This is a genomic window from Campylobacter sp. B0100352/1 (assembly GCF_020135855.1).
GTDB classification, from domain to species: domain Bacteria; phylum Campylobacterota; class Campylobacteria; order Campylobacterales; family Campylobacteraceae; genus Campylobacter_D; species Campylobacter_D taeniopygiae.
Window position 1 is genome coordinate 1 of record NZ_JACHTP010000081.1, and the last position, 848, is coordinate 848.

1 pseudogene is annotated in these 848 nt (G+C 26.7%); it reads right to left on the reverse strand.

The window, feature by feature from the left end:
- A pseudogene (locus tag H2279_RS08610) lies at positions 1-848 on the reverse strand (hypothetical protein); the annotation flags it as partial.

Genomic DNA, 848 nt, shown 5'->3' on the forward strand with positions numbered 1-848 from the left:
GAAGTCTTAAGCTTATATTTATTTTTTAATACATCTATCACTTCTTGTTTTGTGGCATATTTAGATTTTTTCTTAATAATATTTTTTAAATTTTTAGGATTTTTTACAGCTGCTAATGCAGCTAAAGCATTCCCAAAAATACCGCTATTTTCTACCGAATCTAAAGCAATATCTAAAATACTTCCCAAAGGAGCATAACTCACATCCTCCAAGGGTTTATCATTGAGTTCTAATTCACTAGGAAATATTATCTCGATAAAATCTTCACTACCATCTTGCGTTTCTATCCTTATAACATTATCAGGAATTTTTTCTTGTGAATTAGAGTTTTCATTATTGATGATTATTGTATTTTCCTCTGCTTTAAAATAATCCTTAGTTAAAACATTAAAAGAACATACATTTTCATTATCAAGCCAATCATCTAAACCTTTAGCTATTTCAAATTGGATATTTTGCATACAAGCAGGAGCAAAAAATACCCTTTTATGCATTATGGTATCTTTTTCTCTATAATCTTCATTATATTTATGAAGTTCTTTAAAATATCCTGCTCCTAATTCCTTTTTTTCAAATTTTTTATAAGCGTCTTTATAGGATTTAGGGATATTTTTAGGGATAATAAATATCAGATCAATCAAATGCACTCCAAGTCTAAGTTTGCATTCTTTAAAATCATAGCCTTTGGTGAAATTTTGTTTAAGCAAATTAAGTGTATTGTCATCACTTAAGCTTAATAAATCATTTTTTGTGATTTCAAATTTATCAAAACCTTGTTCGTTTTTATGTTGAATATCGTTTAAAAATAAATTTGCAATTAAAAGATTGTCTTTTTGGTATTTATGTTC